The 21,831-nt window shown below is 61.0% G+C and carries 20 protein-coding genes and 1 pseudogene; 9 read left to right on the top strand and 12 right to left on the bottom strand.

The genetic code is table 11. The annotated features are described in order from the left end of the window. Positions 1–15: 15 nt before the first annotated feature. The 4 genes from PYR65_RS12025 to rpiA all read right to left on the bottom strand — a co-directional run bounded on the left by PYR65_RS12025 (position 16) and on the right by rpiA (position 4,684). Positions 16–1,389: a class II 3-deoxy-7-phosphoheptulonate synthase gene (locus PYR65_RS12025; RefSeq protein WP_060641002.1), complete on the bottom strand. Its 1,374-nt coding sequence runs from the start codon at positions 1,387–1,389 to the stop codon at positions 16–18. A gap of 278 nt (positions 1,390–1,667) precedes the next feature. After that, a complete protein-coding gene (gor, locus tag PYR65_RS12020) occupies positions 1,668–3,059 on the bottom strand; it encodes a glutathione-disulfide reductase (RefSeq protein WP_276118147.1) in 1,392 nt (463 codons plus the stop codon). 182 nt (positions 3,060–3,241) lie between these two features. Further along, a complete protein-coding gene (locus tag PYR65_RS12015; protein ID WP_060640807.1) occupies positions 3,242–3,793 on the bottom strand; it encodes a DUF2059 domain-containing protein in 552 nt (183 codons plus the stop codon). 198 nt (positions 3,794–3,991) lie between these two features. Then, the gene (gene rpiA / locus PYR65_RS12010; protein WP_276118146.1) at positions 3,992–4,684 is read right to left on the bottom strand and encodes a ribose-5-phosphate isomerase RpiA; all 693 of its coding nucleotides are present in this window, start codon (positions 4,682–4,684) and stop codon (positions 3,992–3,994) included. Between the two features lie 220 nt (positions 4,685–4,904). On the opposite strand from rpiA, the gene PYR65_RS12005 reads away from it, so the two are divergent. Next, a complete protein-coding gene (locus tag PYR65_RS12005) occupies positions 4,905–5,582 on the top strand; it encodes an HAD family hydrolase (RefSeq protein ID WP_276118145.1) in 678 nt (225 codons plus the stop codon). A 50-nt stretch (positions 5,583–5,632) separates the two neighbouring features. Here the strand turns inward: PYR65_RS12005 and PYR65_RS12000 are convergent, their stop codons facing one another. After that, entirely contained in the window at positions 5,633–7,510 is a 1,878-nt protein-coding gene (locus PYR65_RS12000; RefSeq protein WP_276118144.1) for a L,D-transpeptidase family protein, read from the bottom strand. Positions 7,511–7,674: 164 nt separating this feature from the next. Here PYR65_RS12000 and PYR65_RS11995 point away from each other — a divergent pair, with 164 nt between their 5' ends. The 3 genes and pseudogenes from PYR65_RS11995 (at position 7,675) to PYR65_RS11985 (ending at position 10,706) form a co-directional block, all read left to right on the top strand. After that, positions 7,675–8,055, top strand: coding sequence for a hypothetical protein (locus PYR65_RS11995; RefSeq protein WP_276118143.1), 381 nt, complete (start codon positions 7,675–7,677; stop codon positions 8,053–8,055). Next, positions 8,052–9,465 (top strand): annotated as a pseudogene (gene fumC, locus PYR65_RS11990) (class II fumarate hydratase). The gene PYR65_RS11995 and the pseudogene fumC overlap by 4 nt, the downstream one beginning before the upstream one ends. A gap of 173 nt (positions 9,466–9,638) precedes the next feature. Continuing rightward, complete coding sequence (locus PYR65_RS11985) at positions 9,639–10,706, top strand: GGDEF domain-containing protein (RefSeq protein ID WP_060640801.1); 1,068 nt, start codon at positions 9,639–9,641, stop codon at positions 10,704–10,706. 30 nt (positions 10,707–10,736) lie between these two features. On the opposite strand, the gene PYR65_RS11980 is transcribed toward PYR65_RS11985, so the two are convergent. The 4 genes from PYR65_RS11980 to PYR65_RS11965 all read right to left on the bottom strand — a co-directional run bounded on the left by PYR65_RS11980 (position 10,737) and on the right by PYR65_RS11965 (position 13,638). Beyond that, complete coding sequence (locus PYR65_RS11980; RefSeq protein ID WP_276118141.1) at positions 10,737–11,555, bottom strand: M15 family metallopeptidase; 819 nt, start codon at positions 11,553–11,555, stop codon at positions 10,737–10,739. Next, on the bottom strand, positions 11,524–11,910 hold the full coding sequence (locus PYR65_RS11975; protein ID WP_276118140.1) for a hypothetical protein: 387 nt from the start codon (positions 11,908–11,910) through the stop codon (positions 11,524–11,526). Before PYR65_RS11975 ends, PYR65_RS11980 begins: the two co-directional genes overlap by 32 nt. A 106-nt stretch (positions 11,911–12,016) precedes the next feature. Then, on the bottom strand, positions 12,017–12,625 hold the full coding sequence (locus PYR65_RS11970) for a pyridoxamine 5'-phosphate oxidase family protein (RefSeq protein WP_276118139.1): 609 nt from the start codon (positions 12,623–12,625) through the stop codon (positions 12,017–12,019). 98 nt (positions 12,626–12,723) lie between these two features. Further along, a complete protein-coding gene (locus tag PYR65_RS11965; RefSeq protein WP_276118138.1) occupies positions 12,724–13,638 on the bottom strand; it encodes an alpha/beta hydrolase in 915 nt (304 codons plus the stop codon). A 47-nt stretch (positions 13,639–13,685) separates the two neighbouring features. Here PYR65_RS11965 and PYR65_RS11960 point away from each other — a divergent pair, with 47 nt between their 5' ends. Next, a complete protein-coding gene (locus PYR65_RS11960) occupies positions 13,686–14,171 on the top strand; it encodes a MarR family winged helix-turn-helix transcriptional regulator (protein WP_276118137.1) in 486 nt (161 codons plus the stop codon). Between the two features lie 15 nt (positions 14,172–14,186). Here PYR65_RS11960 and PYR65_RS11955 read toward each other — a convergent pair whose 3' ends face one another. Continuing rightward, the gene (locus PYR65_RS11955) at positions 14,187–14,561 is read right to left on the bottom strand and encodes a DUF971 domain-containing protein (RefSeq protein ID WP_276118136.1); all 375 of its coding nucleotides are present in this window, start codon (positions 14,559–14,561) and stop codon (positions 14,187–14,189) included. Positions 14,562–14,757: 196 nt separating this feature from the next. Here PYR65_RS11955 and moaA point away from each other — a divergent pair, with 196 nt between their 5' ends. After that, positions 14,758–15,807, top strand: a complete 1,050-nt coding sequence (gene moaA, locus PYR65_RS11950) for a GTP 3',8-cyclase MoaA (protein WP_276118135.1) — start codon at positions 14,758–14,760, stop codon at positions 15,805–15,807. 71 nt (positions 15,808–15,878) lie between these two features. On the opposite strand, the gene PYR65_RS11945 is transcribed toward moaA, so the two are convergent. Beyond that, positions 15,879–18,431, bottom strand: a complete 2,553-nt coding sequence (locus PYR65_RS11945; protein WP_276118134.1) for a methyl-accepting chemotaxis protein — start codon at positions 18,429–18,431, stop codon at positions 15,879–15,881. 455 nt (positions 18,432–18,886) lie between these two features. Between PYR65_RS11945 and PYR65_RS11940 the strand changes: the two genes are divergently transcribed. Genes PYR65_RS11940 through mobB form a run of 3 tightly spaced genes read left to right on the top strand, consistent with a single transcriptional unit; the run spans position 18,887 to position 21,007 of the window. Then, positions 18,887–19,792: a DMT family transporter gene (locus PYR65_RS11940; RefSeq protein WP_276118133.1), complete on the top strand. Its 906-nt coding sequence runs from the start codon at positions 18,887–18,889 to the stop codon at positions 19,790–19,792. A gap of 25 nt (positions 19,793–19,817) precedes the next feature. Continuing rightward, the gene (gene mobA, locus PYR65_RS11935; RefSeq protein WP_276118132.1) at positions 19,818–20,474 is read left to right on the top strand and encodes a molybdenum cofactor guanylyltransferase MobA; all 657 of its coding nucleotides are present in this window, start codon (positions 19,818–19,820) and stop codon (positions 20,472–20,474) included. Further along, complete coding sequence (mobB, locus tag PYR65_RS11930; RefSeq protein ID WP_276118131.1) at positions 20,471–21,007, top strand: molybdopterin-guanine dinucleotide biosynthesis protein B; 537 nt, start codon at positions 20,471–20,473, stop codon at positions 21,005–21,007. The genes mobA and mobB overlap by 4 nt, the downstream gene beginning before the upstream one ends. Before the next feature lie 10 nt (positions 21,008–21,017). Here mobB and PYR65_RS11925 read toward each other — a convergent pair whose 3' ends face one another. Then, positions 21,018–21,752 (bottom strand): polysaccharide deacetylase family protein, encoded by a 735-nt coding sequence (locus PYR65_RS11925; protein WP_407951231.1) that lies wholly within the window; start codon positions 21,750–21,752, stop codon positions 21,018–21,020. Between the last annotated feature and the right edge of the window lie 79 nt (positions 21,753–21,831).

Raw genomic sequence — 21,831 nt, 5'->3', positions numbered from 1 at the left:
TATCAGCCGCGCTGATCAGCCGTTGACGACCATCCGCTTTTCGTCGCGGCCGCCCTTCATGCGCTCGGCAAGAAGGAAGGCCAGTTCCAGCGCCTGGTCGGCATTGAGGCGCGGATCGCAATGGGTGTGGTAGCGATCGGCGAGATCGGCACCCGACAGCGCGCGCGCGCCACCGGTGCATTCCGTGACGTCATTGCCAGTCATCTCGATATGGATGCCGCCCGGATGCGTGCCCTCTGCGCGGTGGATCTGGAAGAAGCTTTCGACTTCCGACAAAATCCGCTCGAACGGACGCGTCTTGTAGTTGTTGAGCGTGATCGTGTTGCCATGCATCGGATCGCAGGACCAGACAACCTTGCGGCCTTCCTTCTCGACCGCACGAATGAGGCGCGGCAGGTTTTCGGCAACCTTGTCATGGCCAAAACGGCAGATCAGCGTCAGACGGCCGGCTTCGTTCTGCGGGTTGAGCAGGTCGATCAGCTCGATCAGGCCATCGGCCGTCAGCGACGGACCGCATTTGAGGCCAAGCGGGTTCTTGATACCACGGCAATATTCGATATGCGCGTGATCGGCCTGGCGCGTCCGGTCGCCGATCCAGATCATGTGGCCGGATGTGGCATACCAGTCGCCCGAGGTCGAATCGACACGGGTCAGCGCCTGCTCGTAGCCAAGCAGCAGCGCCTCATGGCTGGTGAAGAAATCGGTCTCGCGCAGGTTCGGATTGGTTTCCGGCGTAATGCCAATCGCCTTCATGAAATCCATGGTTTCGGAAATGCGGTCAGCGAGCTTGCGGTAGCGCTCGGCCTGCGGGCTTTCCTTGACGAAACCGAGCATCCACTGGTGCACGTTGTCGAGATTGGCATAGCCGCCCATCGCGAAGGCGCGCAGAAGGTTGAGCGTCGCCGCCGACTGGCGGTAAGCCATGATCTGGCGCTCGGGGTCCGGAATTCGGGCCTTTTCGGTGAATTCGATACCGTTGATGATGTCACCACGATAGCTCGGCAGCTCGATATCGCCCTGCTTCTCGATATTGGAGGAGCGCGGCTTGGCGAACTGGCCGGCAATGCGGCCGACCTTGACCACAGGCTGCTGCGCGCCGAAGGTCAGCACGACAGCCATCTGCAGGAAAGCGCGGAAGAAGTCGCGGATCGTGTCCGCGCCATGCTCGGCAAAGCTCTCGGCGCAATCGCCGCCCTGCAGGAGAAAACCCTTGCCTTCCGAAACATTGGCGAGCTGGCTCTTGAGGCGGCGTGCCTCACCGGCAAAAACCAGCGGCGGATAGGTCGCGAGCTGCGCTTCTGCGGCTGCAAGCGCTGCCATATCCGGAAAATCCGGCACCTGCTGGATGGGCTTCTGCCGCCAGCTGTTCGGGGTCCAATTCTGTACCATGTCGATCACCTGTTCTCTTGCGCAAGGTCCGCCGCAGCAGCAGTCGCATCACCGGATCCCCTCCGGGCAATGCCGCCTGAAACCGGTTTTGAACCGCGTATCAACGGCACAATTCCTGAACCGCAGCCTTTCCTTTCCGGAAAGCGGCGATTTTGCGGATGCGGGCTTATAAACGTTAACATGGGGATTGCAAAGCCATTGTGCCAGCAAAGTGCGCCGAGCCTCCAACGCACACTGCCCCCTATAGTGCCATGCGTATGGCGGAAGAGGCCGCCGCCCTAGCCGATCCGCTCGCCGTTCTTGATCCGGTAGCTCGGATTGTACATGGTTACAAGCTCTTCCGACGCCGTCGGGTGCACCGCCATGGTCCGGTCGAAATCGTCCTTTGTGCAACCGGCTTTCAGCGTAATTCCAAGCAATTGCGCCATTTCGCCGGCCTCGTGGCCCAGAATATGCGCACCCAGAACCTTACGGTCTGCAGCGTTGACGATCAGCTTCATGATGGTTTTTTCGCCGCGTCCCGAAAGGGTCGCCTTCATCGGCCGGAATTCGGCGCGGTACACTTCGAGGTCCTCGAATTTCTTTGAGGCATCCTCTTCCGACAGGCCCACCGTGCCGATTTCCGGCTGCGAGAAGACGGCGGTGGCGATCAGATCATGATCGGGAGACGTCGGGTTGCCCTTGTACTCGGTCTCGATGAAGCACATCGCCTCGTGGATCGCCACCGGCGTCAGCTGCACGCGGTCGGTCACGTCACCCAGCGCATAGATGCCGGGCGCGCTGGTGCGCGAAAATGCGTCGATGACGATTGCGCCGCGTTCGTTGACGGTCACACCGGCCGCCTCAAGGCCAAGCCCCGTGGTGTTCGGCACGCGCCCAAGCGCCAGCATCACCTGGTCTGCGGTCAAGGCACCATGTTTCATCGTCTCGGCCACCAGCCTGCCCTCGGCATTTTTGGTGACGGACTGAATCAGGTCCTCGCAAAGGATGCGGATACCCTTCTGTTCCATTGCCACATGCAGGCCGCGCCGCATGTCCTGGTCGAAGCGCGACAGGATTTCCTTGCCGCGATAGATCAGCGTCGTCTCGACGCCGAGGCCATGGAAGATATTGGCGAATTCGACGGCGATATAACCGCCGCCGGCAATCACGATCGATTTCGGCAGTTCCGGCAGATCGAAAGCTTCGTTGGAGCTGATGCAAAGCTCATGGCCCGGCAGCGCCTCATGTGGTGTCGGATGACCGCCAACGGCAATGACGATACGCTCGGCCGTGACGGTTTTGCCGCTGTCGAGCAGCTTGATCGTGTTCGGTCCGGTCAGTTCTGCCCTGGTGTGCAGGATTTCAGCGCCGGCATTGGCCAGCCCCTTCTGGTAGAGACCCTCCAGCCGGGTGATTTCCTTGTCTTTCGCCGCAACCAGTTTCTTCCAGTCGAACGTGCTTTCACCGACGGTCCAGCCAAACCCTGCGGCATCCTCGAAATGCTCGGCAAATTGCGAGGCGTAGACATAGAGCTTCTTCGGCACGCAGCCGCGGATCACGCAGGTGCCGCCATAGCGGAACTCTTCGGCGATCGCCACCTTCTTGCCCATGGACGCGGCAAGCCGGCCGCTGCGCACACCGCCGGAACCGCCGCCAATAACGAAGAGGTCATAATCGAAAGAAGCCATGATGAGATACTCCCGGCCGGGTCATATGCGAAGGAAGGCGGAGCGCGGGGCAAGACCGGCGATTCCACCGTGTGATGTGTGAAGGTGATATAGGGTGGCAGCCACCAAAATGAAAAGCCCGGAATGACCCGGGCTTCAGCAAATCGTCGTGACAATCACTGCCGGGAACCGGCGGCGGCGTCTTATTGGGCAGGCGTCGCCGGCGCTGCGCCATCGGCCGGCTGCTGGCCGGCGCCGAGCGTCGCGCTCAGTTCCTTGGTTGCAGCCGCGTTCAGATCGCGGGAAATGCCGGCCCCCCAGATATTGGCGGCCTTGACCAGTTCGCGCGAGGCGATCGGGCCGTCGTTCAGAAGCTTCTTGCCGGCATCGGACGTGTAGAATGCGGTGATTGCGTTCAACTGTTCGACGGAAAAGGTCTTGGCGTAGATGGTCGCCGCTTCGCGCTCCAGATCGCCACGCCGGGCAGCCAGTTCGAGCGCCTTGGCATCAACCGTCTTGGAGATCAGGTCCTCATAGTTCGGCGAGGACTGGATGAGCGTCGTCTTCAGGCGTTCGGCGAGACCCGGCAGGATATTGTCGAAACCGCTGGTGGCGTTGATGGCGGCGATAGCGGCGCGTGCGGCCTTGATCTGGTCGTCCGTCACGTCCTGCGCCCGCAGCGTGGGGACCATAACGGCGGAAAGGATAATGGCCGTTGCAGCCACTGTACGGCCGAGACCTGCGAAATTCATCATGTCTGTAACGCTCCTGTCAGTTGATGCCGGGTTGCGCCCGCCTTGTATCTGCGAACCCTTGCATAATTCAAATTTAAAGCGGCCGCCACTGCACCGGACAAGTCCGGCCGGCGGCCCGCTGCAACAATCCTGCACGGCCACGGCCGCAAGTCTCACGCGGCCACAGCCACAAGCCTCACGCGGCCCGGCCGCAGCTGGTCAAACCGTCATCACCCTCGCCCCCGCCGGACCGGCGATGATGGCCAGAGATGCGATGCCGATGAAAAGTCCGTGTTCGACAACGCCGGGAATGGCGTTCAATTCGCGTGCCAGCGCATCTGCATCAGGAATGCGGCCAAAAGATGCGTCCAGAATGAGATGTCCGCCGTCGGTCATGAACGGCCCGTCGCCGGACGCGCGCACGCTGATCTCGCCGGAAAGTCCGTGCCGCGCGGCCAGCTTTTCAACGGCGATACGCGTGGCGCCCAGGCCGAACGAGTTGACCTCGATCGGCAGCTTGAACGCGCCGAGTGTTTCGACCACCTTCGTTTCATCGGCGATGACGATCATCCGCGCCGACGCGCAGGCGACAATCTTTTCCCGCAAAAGCGCACCGCCGCCGCCCTTGATCAGACGCAGCTGCGGATCCACTTCGTCGGCGCCGTCGATCGTCAGGTCAAGTTCGGGAAGGTCCTCGAGCGATTTCAGCGGCACGCCCAGTTCCAGGCAAAGCCGAGCCGTGCGCTCCGATGTCGGCACACCCTCGACCCTGAAGCCGGACGCCACCTTTTCGGCGAGCAGACGGACGAATTCTTCCGCCGTCGAGCCGGTGCCGATCCCAAGCCGCATGCCGTCTTCGACATAGTCGAGCGCTGCCGCAGCAGCCTTGATCTTCATTTCACGGGCGTCCATGCGCCGCAATCTCCCCAAAAACGCACCGGTGGGCGACGGTAAAACCTGCCGCCGCTTCGTTCCGTTGAGACGTTTACACGGCTGCAACACCAAACAAAAGCCCCCATGGCGGCCAGAATGCAAAAGCAAACCGGCGCCACCGCAGAAAGTTGCGATTGCTTTTCCCGCCCGCTTCGCCTACCCGGATGGCAAGATTTTTCCCCAATTTCAAGAGGTTCCAGTGTCCGCATCCGTTGTCGTCTTTGATCTTGATGGAACCCTCGTCGATACAGCACCCGATCTGGTCGCAAGCCTCAACCATGCCGTCACGCAAGCCGGGCTCGCGCCAGTGACCTATGACGACCTCACCCATCTCGTCGGCCACGGCGCCAAGGCGATGATCGAGCGCACGTTCACATTGCGCGGCCAGACACTCTCCAGCACGGATCTGGACTGGCAGATGAAAGAATTCATCGATTTCTATCATGGTTCGATGCCGGGCGATTCGTTCCCCTATCCGGGCGTCGTGACCGCCATGGACCGTCTCACCGACGCGGGCTATACGCTCGCCGTCTGCACCAACAAGCTGGAAATGCTGGCAAAAAGCCTGCTCGAGGGCCTGGGCCTGGCGTCCCGCTTCGCCGCCATCACCGGCGGCGATACCTTTCCGGTTCGCAAGCCCGATGCCGAACATCTGCTATCGACCATCCGCCTTGCCGGTGGATCACCGGAAAAGTCCGTCATGATCGGCGATAGCCTCAACGATATTCTCGTCGCCAGGAACGCCTCCATCCGCTCGATCGGCGTTCCCTTCGGCTATTCCGACGTGCCCATCGAAAGTCTTCAGCCCGATATCATTATCCGCCATTTCGACGAACTGACCCCGGCTTTGATCGAACGCCTGATCGCACGGACGTGATGTTGATCTGAAGCCGGCTCAACACCGGCTTCAGGAACGGATCAAACGTCTCACCCCTCGGCGCGGCGGGCCAGGCGAGTGGCCTCAAGGGCGCGGTCCATATACATGTCGCGATCATAGACATCGTGGAAATATTCGACCGTACCGTCCTTGTTCGGCCATGCGGTAAAATAGGCCACGTAGACAGGGATTTTCTCCGGAACCGACACGCCCTTGTTGCGGCCACCGGCAATCTGCTTGCCGACATCCTCGACCGTCGTTCCAAGCACGGCTGCCGCCATCTTGCGCGGATCGGCCAGACGTACGCAGCCATGGCTCAGCGCCCGGTCGTCCTTCTTGAAGAAGCTCTTTGACGGTGTGTCGTGCATGTAGATGGCATGCGCATTCGGGAACAGGATCTTCAACTCGCCCAGCGCATTGTCGCTGCTTGGCGGCTGGCGCACGGCGACACCGGCGGTCGAGCCGTTCCAGTTGACGTCGTAGGATGAAACCGGCCGTCCCTTCACTTCCACCTGGTAGCCGAGGCGGTCGAGATAACCGGGATCGTTGCGCAGCTTGGGTAGCATCTCATTGATGATGATCGACTGCGGTACGCCCCAATAGGGATTGAATTCGACGGTCTGGATCTCGTCCTGGAAGAAGAATGTCTGGTGCGCCTTGGAGCCGACGACCACGCGCATGGCAAACTGCTCGGCACCCTGATCGTGGTAATAGACCATGAAGGCGGGCTGATTGATGAACACATAGCGGCTACCGAGATCGCCCGGAAGCCAGCGGGCCTGCTCCATGGCGATCCGCACCTTGGCGGCCTTGCTTTCCGTCGTGTCGCCACCCGTGAGCAGGCGGATCGACGCCTTGCCGACGACACCGTCAGGCGTCAGGCCATGTTCCTTCTGAAAACCTTCGACCAGCGCCACCAGGTCCGGCGTATAGTCCGGGGTGCCCTGATAGGCCGACAGCGTCAGCGCGTGTTCGACCTTCAGCGCATCCGAGCCCTTGGCGCGGATGGCAGCGACCACATTGGCCAGTTCCGGATTGCTGATCCCTGGCTTCAACAAGGTGCCCGGCGCAATCGCAATCCGAGGTGCATCGCCGCTCTCGGCCTGAAGGGCCGCCAGTTCGCGCTTCAGCGCCTGAAATTCGACACCGGTCGGCGTCTGCGAATTCAGATAGGCGGCCACATCATGGCTTCTGGCGATATTCTCCATCTTGCCGGTGAGGTTGACGTCCTTGCGCTTGAAATCGTGATAGCCGGAAATCTTGTTCGGATCGATGCGGCCCCGCACCGTGTCGGCAATATAGGTGAGCGTTGCGGCAGACAGCTGGATTTCGAACTCGACCAGCGCCTTTTCGCGCGCGGGCATGTCGTTGCGGTCGAACATATCGGATGGAACCGTGACGGCATAGTCCTGCGGATCAAGACCGACGCTTGCCGCCTGCCCCAAAACAGTCAGCGCCGCTTTGGCGGCTGCATTCGGCGCTTCGCCGTCGATCCAGACGAAGCCGTCGCGGCCCGTGTAAAAAGCCTCGACCGCCTTGGCGATATCGGCCGGAGCATAAGCGGTGACGTCTGGAAGAAACTGGCGCGCACCGGCTGGCGCGTCCACCGGCGCCGTTGCCGAAACGTCGGTACTGACGGAACCGGTCACTACGGGATCGACGAGCTTTGCCGTGGCGATCCGGCGCAGCGGCTCGGCCTTATAGGTATAATATTGCGGCGACGTCACCTTGGGCAGCGGCCGTGCCGCCTGTTTCTGCACGGGCTGTGCCTGCTCGACACCCGGCAATGGCTGGTATTCCTCGGCAACCGGCCTCTTCTTGCGGAAAAGATCCATGAGGGTCAGCGCTTCGGCATTGTGCACACCGAGAGAGGCAAACGCGCACCCGGTCATCAGTGTCACGATCGCAGCAGTCTTCATCAACTTCATTGGCTCACTCGTCCCCGTATCGCATTGCCGCCACCAGCGGTTCGCGCCTGATGCTCCGTCATGTCACCAGGCTTTCGTACTTATAAGAAAGGATGGTGAATGAAAAGGAAACGGCCAGCTGGCAAGACCCGCGCAGACCGTCACAAATCTGTGAGAGCGCCTGCATGAAGAAGACGGACGAGGACATCCAAAAATTTGAAATCCTTGCATTATTTTTCAACAATGCGAGAAAATCGGCTTGCCGCATAAAAACTGCTGAGAATGCCCGGAAAACTATCCCGGCACTTGTGTCTGAAAAGGCACAGGCAGGCGTGCGGGAGGTGCGGCGAATAGCCATCTCCACGCGCAGCCACCCGAAAGACCGGCGGGATGATATTTTAAACGATTGTAGCATGGCGCCCGCCCTCACAACCTCTTTACAAGCACCGGGCACCTGGGCCAGAGAGAACCGCATCACAGCTTTAGACCGCCGCACCCGGCGGCAAAATCCACCTTCCGGTGTCAACCGCCCGGCCTTGAAACCGCCCCGGTCCTCCACCGCATGACGAAAGCAGGGATTTCAGATGACTTCAACGCGCACGGAAACAGATACGTTCGGCCCGATCGACGTTGCCAGCGACCGCTATTGGGGCGCACAGGCACAGCGCTCGCTCGGCAATTTCAAGATCGGCTGGGAAAAGCAGCCGCTGTCGATCGTGCGCGCCTTGGGGATCGTCAAGCAGGCCGCCGCCCGCGCCAACATGGAACTGCAGGGCCTTGACCCGGCCGTCGGCAACGCGATCATCGCGGCCGCCCAGGAAGTCATCGACGGCAAGCTGAACGATCACTTCCCGCTCGTCGTCTGGCAGACGGGCTCCGGCACGCAGTCGAACATGAACGCCAATGAAGTCATCTCCAACCGGGCCATCGAAATGCTCGGCGGCGTCATGGGCTCAAAGAAGCCCGTCCATCCGAACGACCACGTCAACATGAGCCAGTCGTCGAACGACACCTATCCGACGGCCATGCACATCGCCTGCGCCGAACGTGTCGTCCATGACCTCCTGCCGGCCCTGAAGCACCTGCATGCCGCGCTCGTCGCGAAGGTGAAGGCCTTCGACCATATCATCAAGATCGGCCGCACCCACACGCAGGATGCCACGCCGCTGACACTCGGCCAGGAATTCTCCGGCTATGCCGCCCAGGTCGCCTCCTCGATCAAGCGCATCGAAATGACCCTGCCCGGCCTTTGCGAACTGGCACAAGGCGGCACGGCGGTCGGAACCGGCCTCAACGCCCCGATCGGCTTTGCCGAAAAGGTCGCCGAGGAGATCGCCGCGATTACCGGCATCGCCTTCGTCACCGCCCCCAACAAGTTCGAAGCGCTCGCCGCCCACGATTCGATGGTGTTCAGCCACGGCGCCATCAATTCGGGCGCAGCCGCCCTTTTCAAGATCGCCAACGATATCCGCTTCCTCGGCTCCGGCCCGCGCTCCGGCCTTGGCGAACTGTCGCTGCCGGAAAACGAGCCGGGCTCGTCGATCATGCCGGGCAAGGTCAACCCCACCCAGTGCGAAGCGCTGACGCAGGTCTGCGTCCAGGTCTTTGGCAACAATGCCGCCCTCACCTTCGCCGGCAGCCAGGGCCATTTCGAGCTCAATGTCTACAACCCGCTGATGGCCTATAACTTCCTGCAGTCGGTCCAGCTGCTCTCCGATGCCGTGGTCTCCTTCACCGACAATTGCGTCGTCGGCATCGAGGCGCGCGAAGACAATATCAAGGCGGCCCTCGACCGCTCGCTGATGCTCGTCACGGCGCTTGCCCCGAAGATCGGCTATGACAATGCTGCCAAGATCGCCAAGACTGCCCATAAGAACGGCACGACGCTGCGCGAAGAAGCCGTCGGCGGCGGTTACGTCACCGATGCCGAGTTCGACGCGGCGGTGCGCCCCGAAACGATGATCAGCCCTTCCTGAGACGGCAAGCACGCAATCTCCGGTAGATCATTCGGGCAGTCCTCAGGGCTGCCCGTTTTCGTCTGCCAAGGTGTGAAAGCATTTTTTCATAGCCGGATTTGCCAAACGTTAAGCCTTCCAAAATCTTTAACCCCTAAAACTAGCGGCTGGAGACAACAAAACAGGAGCTTGCCATGCAAGCGACTTCTAATAAGGCGCAAATTCCGGATATCGCAGCGCAGGTAACCTACGCGATGCGGATCATGGGCATCTCACCGCTGCCACGCAACTATGAGCTTTATTACGAAGCCTATATCGGCTCCAACCCGAAATTGACCAAGGAACTGGCAGCACTCGGCAGCCGCGCAACCCAGGAAGAGCTGGACGAGATCGGTGCACGCTATTTCAGCCATGTCCATCATGCCGCCGGCATCGACCGCGCCCATAACCATCTGACCACCGAACTTGCCGAACTGCTCAAGCTGTTGCGCGACGAGCAGTTTGCGCTCGAGAACTACAACAAGCTTCTCGACGAGACCTATCAGAACATCACCGGCAAGAGCAGTTCCAGTGCCGAAATCCTGCGCCAATGCGTCAGCCTTCTGACCGAGGCGACGGCGGACACGATGAGCCAGGGCAAGGAGCGGGCCGAAAATGTCTCGCTGAAATCCTTCGAAATGGAGATCATCCGCCAGGAACTCGACGAATATAAGCGCATCGCCAACACCGATTCCCTGACCCGCCTTGCCAACCGCCGGGCTTTCGATGAAAAACTGGCCTCGATCTACAATTCCGACCAGCAGCGCAGCTTCACCGGCTTGCTGATTGCCGATATCGACCATTTCAAGAAGGTCAATGACAGTTACGGCCATCCGGTCGGCGACAAGATCTTGGCGACGGTCGGCACGGTCATCCGCGCCAATCTGCGCCGCGACGCCTTTGTGGCGCGCACCGGCGGCGAGGAATTCGCCATCATTCTGAGCGATAGCAGCCTGGAGGAAAGCCTGCAGGTGGCCGAGCGCATCCGCAACGCACTGGCGACCACGCCCTTCAAGAACTCCAAGACAGGCGTCAATTACGGCCCGATCACGCTCTCCGTCGGCGTCTGCCAGGCATCGCATGCCGATGACCCGACCGACCTTTACAACAAGTCCGATATCGCGCTCTACTGCGCCAAGAATGCCGGCCGCAACAGAACGATCCTGTTCGAAGAGGGCATGAAGAAGGATACCGGCAAGAACTGGCTGATCTACCGCAAGTAGACGGCGATGCGATTCCCAGCTGCTTAAGCGCTACCGGCAGGCCGCAACGCCCGCTGCCTTCCCAATGGCGATCAGTTCGGGCCGGTATTCGAAATGCATGGTGTCGTAGTGATACCAGCGCCCGCCCCAGATGAAGCCGTGCCGCTCAAAGACATCGACGATCTCCATCGGATATTGGTTGCGGTATTGCGCCACCCGTCCCGGCTTGCCGCCGGCCCAGATCCAGTAGTCGGCATATTGGGTATTGAGATCGATCGCCGCACCGAAACTATGGACTGACATGTTCGAGGCGCCAGCCACCCTGCGCCAGTTGAAGGTTCCGGCCGATGGCGTGAGAAACGCCTTCAGTTCCGGCATCGTCTTCAATGCGTCGCGCACCTTCTCAAGCGCTACGGCAGCCCCTTGACGTTTGGTCACGCGCAGCACCGTGCCGAACCAGTCGACGGGGACGAGAGACGCCTTCACCTCATTGGCCGATTGTCCATAAAGCTGCATCATCAGGGCATCGCTGCGAATGCGGCCCGGATCGAAATTCACGTCCGGCTTGATCGCGCAGGGACCGGCGGGATAGAGCTGGGCCAGGCTGTCCTCGATATCGCCCTTGGCCAGTTTTTCCGCATGATCCTTGACCTTGCCGTCATCGACCGGCATCGATCCGCCCGAGCGCAAGGCAACAGAGCCGCCTTCGGCTTTGGAAAGCGTTGCGGGATAGGCCGCGATCAGCAAATCCACTTTCTGTTCAAGCGTCAGCTCCGAGGCCTGGACTGGCAAGGCGGCAGCCAACATCGCTGCAACCACTAGCCCGGCAAGCGCCCGCCTAATCGACAGAGACGTTGATATAGTCGCCATCGGCACCCCTTAAAATCTGCACATTGATGACGGACCCGCCCCGCAGCAGCGCGCGGGCGGCGCGGTAATCGATCGTGCCATACTCGATCATGCGCTCGGCCTTTTCACGGTTTTTGGGCGAGGCAAAGAAACTGTCGCCTTCATCGCCGGGCTGGCGGACGCCGTAGCGGTGATAGTTCGCCCGGTCCTGCCGGATCACCTGCCAGGGCTCAGTCAACGCCTCGCCATTGGAGTTATAGAGATCCTCCTCGCCGATATAGGCACTATATTCCTCCACGAGCCTGTCGGCTTGTGCGGCGCCCGCTGAAAAGCCAAATGCGGCGATCATTGCCAGAAATGCGGTCCTGTATGTCATATCTTCTCCCCAACAAACGGCAACTGTTGCATCATCAAACGAACACCATGCCTGTTGCTGGAAAAACGATTTGCGACCCGGTTTTATTCGCCAGCGACCGCGTTTTTTACCACATGGTCTTTGCGGCGCGCTCCGGCCATTCGCGGTCATAGCTGTCCTTGTCGAAATCAGCTTTGGCGGCCTTCAACAGCGTGCCCGGTGTGGGCAGCGACTGCGGATCGACGAAGCGCTTGGGATCCCAGATCCGGGAGCGGATGAGCGCGCGGGCACATTGGAAATAGACCTCGCCGATGGTGACGACGATGACGCTGCGCGGATGTTTGCCATCGACCTCGAACGATTGGGTGAGGTCCGGATCGACGCTGACCACGGCGGTGCCGTTGATCCGCATCGTCGTCGTCGAGCCCGGTACCAGGAACATCAGCGCCACACGCGGGTCGCGCACGATATTGGCCAGCGAATCCACCCGGTTATTGCCGCGCCAGTCCGGCATCAGCACGGTCCTGTCGTCGGCGATCCGCACCACGCAGGCGTCGTCGCCGCGCGGAGAACAGTCGAGCCCTTCCGGTCCCACCGTCGCAAGTGCTGCAAAAGGTGACGCCTCGATCATCCGGGCATAGTCAGGCGTCAGCCGGCTGGTCACCTTGACCATCGAAGCCTCGCTCGTGGCGCCATACAGCGCCGTCAGTTCCTCGACCGTGCGAATGATCGTCATGCCGCTCTCCATATCGAACCTGCCTTCGTCAGGGCCGTAAGCCCTGCGATCCTTTCGACCGATAGCATGACGTCATTATGACAGCACGCGCGAATCGGTCAGGCAGCCCTGCGCTGCCCGGCCGCGCTCGCATGAAGGAAGGCATTGATGCGCGCGATCACGGCTGGAGCAGAGACGATCCGGCGGTGACCGAGGCCGTTGGCCCATTCGAGATCGATATTGCCACCCGCCGCCGCATAACGGCGCGCATGATCGGCACTGACTTCCTTGTCGTCCTCGGCATGGATCACCAGCACCGGCGTGCTGAGCATTCCAACGATCCGTGCTGCATCGAACTCCTCGAGCGTGCGGCCGGAGAGACGCATCACCATGTCCTCAAGCGCCGCCTGGGCCTTGGCGGATAGCCGGAGATACCTGCCAAAGCCTTTGAAAAGCCAGGTCATCTCGCTGGGTGCGCCGATCAGCACCATTTTCCCGGCAACGTGGGAGGGCACATCGTCCACCACACCGCCCGCCGCACAGGCAAGGCTCGCACCGCCGAAAGAATGCCCAACGGCGGCATCGAAGCCGCCGAACTGCCGCCAGGCCGCATCGATCGCCCGCACGGCCGCCGGCATGGTCAAGGTGCGTCCCGGCGAAGCGCCGTGTCCCGGCCAGTCGAGAGCAACCACCTCGGCGCCACCGGCCGTCAGTCCGTCGATCATGGCCGCCAGATAATTGCTGCGCGATCCCCAGCCGTGAACCAGGAGGATGCGGCTTTTCGCGCCGTCTGCCGGTTGCGCGTCAAAATGCTTTGCCGTGATCCAGCCGCCGGCAAAGGACAGCGTCACCGGCGTTGCCTTTGCCATGACGGGTTCTGCAGCCGCAAGTGCTGCTTTTTCCTTGGGACTCCTGGGCTTGCGCGATGGCGTGATGCTGAACAGGCGGAAGGCCAGCTGCCCCGCCATCTCCGGCGATACCGCCGACACGCATTTCAGCGCAAGGCGGGTGACCTTGACCGCAAAGGATGCCATAGTGGGATTCCCTTTAAATGTTCAATGATGAACATTATTGTACAACGATGAACAAAAAGCAAGCGACGATCGAACATCCTCATTTTCCCTGGGATCATCCGCGTTTCCGCAGCTGGATCGCCGTTGCCCGCGCCTGCCAGCTGATGCAGCAAACGCTGACGCGCAGGCTCGCCGAACTCGATATCAAGCCGCCGCACCTGGATATCCTGATCAATCTTTATCGCTTCGACGGCATCTCGCAGCAGGAGCTGGCGCGAAAACTGCTGGTCGGCCGCTCCAATATGAGCATGCTGCTGCCGCAGCTGGAAAAGCGCGGCCTGATCGAGCGGCGCGGCGACGACAAGGACAAGCGCGTGCTGCGCCTGTCGCTGACGGCCGACGGCCGTCTGCTCACCGAACAGGCGATGGAAATCCAGACCGCCGTGATCGACAAATCGCTGGAGAGCGAGCCGATCGAGGAATGCCTGATGGTCGCGCAATCGATGGAACGGCTGATCCAGCGGCTGCTGAAAGACGAAGCCGACCTCGGCTGATGGCGAAGCGCACCGTCAGCGCGGCTTTTCAGCCTTGTCGCGCGTCATGCCCTTGCCGGCGAGATCCTGCTCGTAGGCCGCAAACAGCGTTTCTCCGGTTGCCCCCAGCTCGCGCAGATAAGTCCAGGTGAAGATGCCGGTATCATGGCCGTCGTCAAAGCCGATGCGAACCGCATAGTTTCCGGTCGGGGTCATCGAGATGATCGCGACATTGCGCTTGCCGGGCACGGTCAGTCCCTGCCCCGGTCCATGGCCCTGGACCTCAGCCGACGGCGATAGGACGCGCAGCATTTCGGCCGAAAAGTCAAAGGACGTGCCATCGTTGAAGGCAACCGTCAGCCGGTGGCGGTCCTTGGATACGCGCAGTTCGGTCGGCCAGATATCGCTCATGCCATGTCGTCTCCATTGCTGTGAGAGCACTAGCGCAGTTTCGAACCGGAGGGAATTGCCCGCGCGCCGCGATCGCAAAGCCGCACTTCCCTCTCATCGGAATAAACTGTTTCTCGCCTGTTTCTCAAGCATTTGACCGCTTGCGCCTTGACGCCGCCTGTTTTGGTCACGACATTGAAGGAACAGGAGAATTGTGTTGAACACCGTCACCATCGACAGGACCGGCGCCCAGAGGCTGGCCGATGCCAAAACACCGATGATCGACCCCTTCGGGCGGGCCGTGACCTATCTGAGGGTTTCGGTGACGGATCGCTGCGACTTCCGCTGCACCTATTGCATGGCCGAAAACATGACCTTCCTGCCAAAGAAGGACCTGTTGACGCTGGAAGAGCTGAACCGCCTCTGTTCCGCCTTCATCGCCAAGGGCGTGCGCAAGCTGCGGCTGACTGGCGGCGAACCGCTGGTGCGCAAGAACGTCATGTTCCTGGTGCGCGAACTGGGCAAGCATGTGCATGCCGGCGATCTCGACGAATTGACGCTGACCACCAATGGCTCGCAACTGTCGAAATTTGCCACAGAGCTCGCCGATTGCGGCGTGCGCCGCATCAACGTCTCGCTCGACACGCTCGATCCGCAAAAATTCAAGCAGATCACCCGCTGGGGCGAATTGGCGAAAGTCATGGAAGGAATCGATGCCGCGCAGGCAGCTGGCATTCATGTCAAGATCAACGCCGTCGCGCTCAAGGGCTTCAACGATTTGGAAATCCCCGCCATGATGCGCTGGGCGCATGGGCGCGGCATGGACCTGACGCTGATCGAAACCATGCCGATGGGCGAAATCGACGAGGACCGCACGGACCACTACATGCCGCTGTCCGAACTGCGCGATACACTTGCCGAAAAATTCACCTTCTCCGACATTCCCTACAAGACCGGCGGCCCGGCACGCTATCTTCAGGTCGCCGAGACCGGTGGCCGCCTTGGCCTGATCACGCCGATGACCCATAATTTCTGCGAGAGCTGCAACCGCGTCCGCCTTACCTGCACTGGCACACTGTACATGTGCCTCGGCCAGAACGACGCCGCCGACCTGCGCACGGCGCTACGAGCCTCCGAAGACGACGCCTACCTCTCCACCGTCATCGACGAAGCCATCACCCGCAAACCGAAAGGCCACGACTTCATCATCGACCGCACCCGCAACAAGCCGGCGGTTGCAAGACATATGAGCGTTACGGGCGGCTGATTCGTCGCCCACAGGACGCAAAAAAGGCCGCCTGGATGATATCAGGCGGCCTTTTTCGTTGGGAACGCTGGTTACGCAGCGTAACTCCGGCCATATCCCTGCACCCGGCCGCCCGAGACCGAGCGGCTGGTGCCCGTCTTGAAGCGTTCGATCTTCTCGTTGAGAATATCAACCTGATGGCGAAGGCCGTGGATTTCGGCGGTGTTTTCCTCGACCATGGCCGCGTTCTGCTGGGTGATCAGCTCGACTTCGCGCACCGCCTGATTGACCTCGTTGAGGCCGCGATACTGATCGGCGGCGGCCGATTCGATGTTGCTGACCAGCTGGTGGATGGTCGAGATATGCTGGTTGATGACGGTGAGCGCATTGCCGGTTTCCTGCACCAGTTCCACGCCGCCGCGCACCTGCACGGAGCTTTCCGAGATCAGCCCCTTGATCTCGCGGGCAGCACCTGCGCAGCGCTGCGCAAGCTCGCGGACTTCCTGGGCAACGACGGCAAAGCCGCGGCCCGCCTCGCCGGCCCGCGCCGCCTCGACCCCGGCATTCAGCGCCAGAAGGTTGGTCTGGAACGCAATTTCGTCGATGACGCCGATGATCGTCGAGATCTTGTCGGACGACTTGTTGATCGCCGCCATCGCATCGATCGCCTTGGCGACGACTTCGCCGGAATGCTTGGCATAGCTGTGGGTCTGATCGACCGAGACGGTGGTCTTGCGCGCGCTTTCCGCCGTCGAGCGGACGATCTCCGTCAGCTGGCCAAGGGCGCGCGAGCTTTCCTCCAGCGCTGCGGCCTGCTGCTCGGTGCGGCGCGCGAGGTCATCAGCCGAGGTCGCAAGGTTGCCCGTACCGCTGGTGATTTCGTCGGTCACCGTGCGGACGTCGATCAGCGTCGCGCGCAGCGCGTCCACCGCATTGTTATAGGTGCGGGCCATGACGATGTAATCTTCGGAAAGATCTTCCGCCATGCCCTCTTCCAGATTGCCGTCGGCAAGCTTGGCCAGCACGTCCGACAGCGCGGTGAGCGCTTCCATCTGATCGGCCTCGATGCGGGCGCGCTCCTTGCGGCGGCGGCCTTCCTCTTCGGCCGAGAGCGTGCGGGCGGCTTCCGCCTCCTGCCCCAGCCGGACATTTTCGACCGCATTGTCACGGAAGACGGCAACCGAGCGCACCATGTCGCCGATTTCGTCGCCGCGGTTGCGGCCTTCGATGGCAACCTCAAGATCGCCATTGGCAAGCCGCGTCATCGTTTCGGTCACGCGCTTCAACGGGCCGCGCAGCGTTTCGATCAGCATCAGGCCGCCGACGATGGCAAGCAGCGTTCCGGCAACCATGGCGATGATCGAGACATCGGCGGAACGCTGGCTGTCCTTCTTGCCGGCCTCCTGGGCGCTGCTGACGAAATTCTCGAGGGTCTGGCTGGCATCGGCCACCAGCGCTGCGGCGTCAGCTTTTGCCGCCTGCCAGCGGGCGCCGACATCGATCAGCTGGGCTGTCCCGGTATCGATCTGCGTCAGGGATGGCGCAAGCTTGCCGGCGAGATCGCGCAGCGCCGCATTCTTGGCGCCGAGGTCCGACAGTTTCGCCACGCTTTCGCGCACGGATGCGATATCGGTCATGACACTGGCGCGGCTTTCCGTATCCAGCTTGCGGTGCAGTTCGCTGATATGCAGGCGCGTGTCGTCGAGGCCCTTGAAGGTCTCGTTCATCAGGCCGATCAGCGTTTTCAAGGTAGAGATTTCGCTGTCCATGCCGACGAAGCGCTTGGCGGCCGTATCCGAATTGGTCACGGCTTCCTTGGCAAAGTCGGATTCATATTTGGAAAACTTGATCAGCGCCGAACTCAGCTGCGTCTTCTTGACGTCGTTGGCGTCGCTGCTGGCCAGAATATCCTGAATGACCTTCGTATCCGCCTTCACCTCGGCGATCCTCAACAAAACCTTGTCGGAGGCGATCTTCTCGGCCTCGGTAATCTGCTTCAAAAGATGCGGCATCAGCGTGGTTGCCTGCTGCACCTTGGCATCCGGGGCGATCGCCATGGTGACCGGCAAGCGGAATTTCTTGATGCGTTCGGCAAGGCCCTGGTATGCGGCGGCGTCAAACAGCAGCGCCTTGGCAAAGGATTCCTTTTCGCCGGATTCCTTGCGCAAAATATCGATCTGCTTGAAGGCGGTGTTGCCCTGCGCCGTCATATCGGCCAGCGCCGCATCAAGCGATGCCGTGACCGCGTCGCGCTCGGTTTTGATCGACCAGAGCTTGTCTAGTTGACCGCGCATGGCCTCACCCAGCGACACGACCGGGTGAACCTTCGCCTTGTCTTCGCCCGCCGTCAGCAGTCCGTCGAGCGTGCGGATGCCGCTTTCCTGCTCGTCGATCCGGTTTGCCAGCGTCGCGCGTGTCTCTTCGGTCGGATTGTCTGAGAAATTCTGCAGCCCGCTGCGCAGCGACTGGAAGTCGGAGAGATTGTTGATCGTTTCGCGCGTCACGGTCATATGGCCGTTGAGCGTGCTTGCGGTAAAATATCCGACAAGGCCGATACCGGCAATCAGCGCCACCAGCGGCACCACGAACAGCAAAACCTTGGTGACAATGCGCAGACGCTGCAAAGAGCGATCGATCAGGGACATTCCGAACTCCAGATGTTGAGCAAATCGGACATTTCCGCCAGATTGCTCTCTGGTTGAGAACGAACGAACCGGGGCGCAGCCATGGCGCTGATCGGAATGTCATCCGGTTGAGGCGAGCGGACATAGGTGTCCGTTACGTCAACCTTATTCGCATCATGCGAAGGGCAGCGGAATTTGATCACGATAGGCAGCGAAACTTAATATTTCGCCAAAAATCCCAGGGTTTAAAAGCGCGCTCAAAATTTCGGCAGGGCCATATTTCACGGTTCTACAAAGAGAATGGAATTGGCTATTCTTGCAGTGCTGCCATCAATTTAAACAGAACCGGGATAGCAGTTGCATAAAACAAACGCCGATGCTTTAGAGATAGGCAACGACCAGCAGCGCAGACTTGAAGCCCGCCGCATCGCTGTTTCAAGAAACCGGGCAGCGATGAGAACGGACCTGTAAAAAGAATGCAACCTACCGCAAATTTCCGCGGCGCCATCTTCATGTGCCTGGCCATGGCAGGCTTCACCTGCAACGACGCGCTGATCAAGTCCGTCACCGGCGTGATGAATGCCGGCCAGATCATGCTGGTGCGCGGCTTCTTCACATCGGTGCTGGTTCTGCTCTTGGCGCGCCATTTCGGCGCGTTGCGTTCGTTCCGGCTGATCCGCTCGCCGGTCATTGCGCTGCGGATCGCCGCCGAGGTCGGCGCCTCCATCTCCTATATCTATGCACTCGGGCAGATCCCGCTCGCCAATGCCTCGGCGATCCTACAGGCGCTGCCGCTGGCGGTCACTTTGGGGGCGGCGCTGTTTCTCGGTGAACCCGTGGGCTGGCGGCGCTGGCTGGCGATCCTCATCGGCTTTGTTGGCGTGCTCATCATTCTCAGGCCCGGCCCGGAAGGCTTCACAGTCGCGGCTTTAAGCGTCGTCGTCTCCGTCGTCTTCGCAGCGATCCGCGATCTGTGCACCCGCCGGATCGATCCTGCGATCCCCTCCCTGTTCATTTCCGTGATTACCGCCACCGTGATCACCGTAACCGGTGCTATTCTCATCGTGCCGCTCGGCGGCTGGCAACCGATGACGATGACCTCGATCGGCATTCTGGCCGGGGCCAGCCTGCTGTTGTTAGTCGGCTATCAATGTATCGTTCTGGCCATGCGCAACGGCGAAATCGCCATCGTAGCGCCGTTCCGCTATACCAGCCTGATCTGGTCGATCAGCATCGGCATCCTGTTCTTTGCCGAGGAGCCGGATGTATGGATGGTCACCGGCGTTGCGATCATCATCGGTTCGGGGCTTTATACATTCGCCCGCGAAAACAAGCGCCGGATCGCGCTTGCGCAGCAATCGCAACCGGGATCGCCGAAATGAACCTATCAAAAGGCAGGACAGTGTCATGAGCCTACCGGCAAGCCCGCCATCTCATCTCCCACGTGGCGTCGTGCTCGCCGGCGGCCTGTCGTCGCGCATGGGTGAGGACAAGGCCGCAGTGATGCTGGGGGATAAGCCGCTTGTGCACCATGTCATCGAACGTCTCGCGCCCCAGACGGACGGCCTCAGCGTCAACAGCAATAAAGGTGGCTTGAACCTTGCGCCCGGCATCACCGTGTTTGCCGATACGGTTCCGGGCCATGTCGGGCCGATGGCAGGGGTGCTGTCGGGAATGCGGCATGCGGCGCGGCATTTGCCGATTGCCAGCCACATCGCTACCGTTCCGACCGACACGCCATTCTTTCCGCGTGATCTCGTTGCCCGGCTTCAACAGGCGCTGACCCGCCCCGGCCAGATCGCCGTTGCCACTTCGGCCGGCATCATGCATCCGGTCTTTGCGCTTTGGCCGGTTGCCCTGGCCGATGCGCTCGAACATTGGCTCCTGACCGACGAAAAGCGCCGGGTGCGTGGTTTCATCGAAAGCCACCCGTTTGAAAAGGCCGAATTCCCGGTGATCGAAACCGTGGACGGCCCGATCGACCCGTTCTTCAATATCAACACAAAGGCAGACCTTGAAATGGCGCAGCGCTGGTTGCCGCTGATCGAGGGGCTTGAGCAATGACAGAGCTGGAAACCATGGGTCCAAAAGTCTTCGGCATCGCCGGCTGGAAGAATTCCGGCAAGACCGGTCTTGCCGTGCGCCTTGTCACCGAACTGACGCGCCGCGGCTACCGCGTCTCGACGGTCAAGCATGCCCACCATGATTTCGACATCGACAAGGTCGGCGCCGACAGCTTTCGCCATCGCGAGGCCGGTGCCCATGAGGTGACCATCGTCTCGGGCACGCGCTATGCCATCATGCACGAGTTGCGCGGTGCGCCCGAGCCGACATTCCCGGAAATTCTTGCGCGCTTGGCGCCCTGCGATCTCGTGCTGATCGAAGGCTACAAGCGCGAGCCGATCCCGAAGATCGAGGCCCGGCGGCTGGACTCCAGGAACCGCGAACCGCTCGCTCCCACAGATCCGCACATTGTCGCGATTGCCGCCGATCACCCGGTCGAAGACAGCGGCCTCACGGTCTTCGATCTGAACGACACGCTGGCGATCGCCGATTTCATCGAGCAGACCACGGGACTGGCAAAACAGCCGGAATGATTTTCGGCGATCAGTTCGTCGTGTCGTCGCTGCCGTCCTCGGTCGCTTCTTCGAGACGCACGAACGTGTAGCCCTTGGTTTTCAGGTCGAGGATGCCCTTGACGACGCCGTCGCCGGCCGCATGCGCCGGCTGGTTGATATGGGCAATGATCACGTCGCCGTCCTTGGCAGAGGCAAACCGCTTTTGTGCAGCGCCTGCCGCAAGCAGCGAACCGCCATCGCCATTCACCGAATAGCCGGCGACGCGAAATCCCATCTGCCGGATCTGCCCGATCGACGACAGGGTATATTTCGCCGTTGCGCCCCGGAACCAGTGCGGCTGCAGGCCTTCGGCCTCGATCGCGCCCGCACCGCCGGCAACTTCCGCCGCAACCGCCTGCGCACTGCCGGCCGCCGCAATGCCATAGATCGAGACCGGACGATCGACCGCCGGAACATGCATCGCCCCGTGATTCTCGATCTCGAACAGATCCGGATGCGCCTTGAAGATGGCCATGGTTGCGGCGTTGCGTTTCAGCCAGCGCGCCGTCACGAAGATCGTCGCAGGGATGCGGTTCTCGATCAGGGTCGACAGGATGCGCGCGTCGGTCTTGCCGCTGCACGCATCGAATGTCAGGGCAACGCGCGGTGCGGCCCCCTTCGCCTGGCTTTCAAGCCGCAGCTTCGGCTCCACCAGCCGGGTTGCAGCCAGACAGGCGTGACCGGCGGACATGCTGATCAAAAGAGCGGCAAGAACAGTTTTCATCGGAAACTCGCGAATGCAATCCGGCAGGAGTGCCGGGATGGGGAACAACACCACGCAAAACGGCCCGGCGCTTGCGCAC

This window comes from Pararhizobium qamdonense (assembly GCF_029277445.1).
GTDB classification, from domain to species: Bacteria; Pseudomonadota; Alphaproteobacteria; order Rhizobiales; family Rhizobiaceae; genus Pararhizobium; species Pararhizobium qamdonense.
The sequence above is the reverse complement of the archived record's forward strand: the minus strand, read 5'-3'. Positions and strand labels throughout refer to the sequence as shown.